Genomic DNA, 2,404 nt, shown 5'->3' with positions numbered 1-2,404 from the left:
TCTAAAAGTCTTACCCAACAAGGTTTTTAGATTTTTTCAGCCTACCCTAAATAGCGGGGAGTGGCCAGAAACGCTCGATAACTGGGTTTTAACAGTCGGTAAAACTTATCGCACAAGGGACTGGAGAGCTGCTTTAACTGCCTAAACGGTAAGTTATCTAGATTTTTTTCCTGTGAATAATTGGTAACTAACTGAGGTTGTCGGCGCTAAGAAACAGATGAGAACATTGATAGATTCAGAGTCTAACTATTGACTAATACCTATTCTCGGCGGGGGACTCAAGATGCCTTGACTCTCTTTGGCTCTAAGAATTGAAGCCTTTATCACTTTCTGATAACCCTCAGACCGACTAACTGTATACTAGGCTATAAGATTTGCTTAAAAATCTTCAGACCATGCCGAACTATCGACAGTACAGCGATCGCCAAATATGAATCAAGGCATAGATTTACAAGAAAGTTTCATTAAATCCCTAACAGACCTGGGATTAAGTGGAGGACTGGCTAAAGCGATTTGGATGCCTTTACCCATGTTCCTGATGATTATAGCCGCCACGGTGGGGGTTTTAGTCTGCGTCTGGTTAGAAAGGAAAATTTCCGCCGCCGTCCAACAGCGTATCGGGCCGGAATACGCAGGCCCCTTGGGCGTTTTACAACCGGTCGCCGACGGTCTGAAATTAGTCTTTAAAGAAGATGTCGTCCCCGCTAAGGCTGACCCTTGGTTATTCCTCTTCGGGCCGATTTTGGTGGTGATGCCGGTGTTTGTCTCCTACCTCATCGTCCCCTTCGGTCAAAATCTGGTGATTACTGACCTAAACGTAGGTATCTTTTTATGGATTTCCTTGTCCAGTATTGCCCCCATTGGTTTATTAATGGCGGGTTATGCCTCGAATAATAAGTATTCCTTGCTGGGAGGCCTGCGGGCGGCGGCGCAATCGATTAGTTATGAAATTCCTTTGGCTTTATCGGTATTAGCGATCGCGATGATGTCTAATAGTCTCAGTACCATTGATATTGTCGAACAACAATCCGGTTATGGCATTTTAGGCTGGAATATCTGGCGCCAACCGGTGGGTTTTCTGATTTTCTGGATTGCCGCTTTAGCTGAGTGTGAACGTCTGCCTTTCGATTTACCGGAAGCGGAGGAGGAATTAGTCGCCGGTTATCAAACCGAATACGCGGGGATGAAATTCGCTCTCTTTTATGTGGGTTCCTACGTTAACCTCGTGCTGTCGGCCCTAGTTTTCGCCGTCCTCTATCTTGGCGGTTGGGAATTTCCTATCCCCGTCAATGCTTTGGCCGGCTGGTTGGGAGTTAGTGAAACCAATCCTTGGCTACAAATTATCACCGCTTCCCTAGGGATTACGATGACAGTATTAAAAGCCTATTTTCTCATCTTCATCGCTATTCTCTTGCGTTGGACCGTACCCCGGGTTCGCATTGACCAATTACTCGATTTAGGCTGGAAATTCCTCTTACCGGTATCTTTAGTTAACTTACTACTTACCGCCGCCCTAAAACTAGCTTTTCCCTTTGCTTTTGGCGGTTAATTCCCGTTTTTGCCCTGTTAACCTACTACCCCTCTGACCATCATGTTTAACATTCTCAAACAAGTCAGCGATTACGCCAAAGGTAGCATTCAAGCGGCGAAATACATCGGCGAAGGTTTATCCGTTACCTTTGATCATATGCGTCGTCGTCCGATTACCGTCCAATATCCCTACGAAAAGTTAATTCCCTCGGAACGTTATCGGGGTAGAATTCACTTTGAGTTCGATAAATGTATCGCTTGTGAAGTCTGTGTGCGAGTTTGTCCGATTAATTTACCAGTAGTGGATTGGACTTTTAACAAGGAAATTAAAAAGAAAGAACTCAAACACTACAGTATCGATTTTGGGGTCTGTATTTTCTGTGGCAATTGTGTGGAATACTGTCCGACTAATTGCCTATCGATGACCGAAGAATACGAACTAGCGACCTATGATCGTCATGAATTAAACTATGATAACGTCGCCCTAGGCCGTTTACCCTACAAAGTCACCCAAGACCCGATGGTAACACCTCTGAGGGAATTAGGTTATCTGCCTAAAGGTGTCATCGAACCCCACGATTTACCCGCCGGTAGTCAACGCGCCGGTAAACGTCCGGAAGAAATTACCGATTAATTAGCAGTTAGGAGACTCCGAGATAGCTTTTTCTCCCCAATCCCCCCCGCAACGCGCACGCAGTGACCACTCCATCACCTAATCCCTGACTGATAACTCATAATTAATAACTCTCAAACATAAAAGGAGATGAAACTACTGTGAATTTAGCCGAGGGCGTTCAAATAGTATCTTTTGGCATTTTAGCAGCCCTGGTAATCGGGACAGCTTTAGGCGTGGTACTATTATCTAATATCGTTT

The 2,404-nt window shown here is 45.0% G+C and carries 2 protein-coding genes and 1 pseudogene; all 3 read left to right on the top strand.

Annotated elements, in window-relative coordinates; all coding sequences use genetic code 11:
* Positions 1-430: 430 nt before the first annotated feature.
* Entirely contained in the window at positions 431-1,549 is a 1,119-nt protein-coding gene (gene nuoH / locus PX636_RS02040) for an NADH-quinone oxidoreductase subunit NuoH (protein ID WP_002762098.1), read from the top strand.
* A gap of 42 nt (positions 1,550-1,591) precedes the next feature.
* Positions 1,592-2,164, top strand: coding sequence for an NAD(P)H-quinone oxidoreductase subunit I (ndhI, locus tag PX636_RS02035; RefSeq protein WP_002733194.1), 573 nt, complete (start codon positions 1,592-1,594; stop codon positions 2,162-2,164).
* Between the two features lie 140 nt (positions 2,165-2,304).
* Positions 2,305-2,404: pseudogene (locus PX636_RS02030) on the top strand (NADH-quinone oxidoreductase subunit J); the annotation flags it as partial.

Source organism: Microcystis sp. M53598_WE2 (assembly GCF_030067735.1).
Lineage (GTDB): Bacteria > Cyanobacteriota > Cyanobacteriia > Cyanobacteriales > Microcystaceae > Microcystis > Microcystis aeruginosa.
This window is presented reverse-complemented; position numbering and strand designations above follow the sequence as displayed.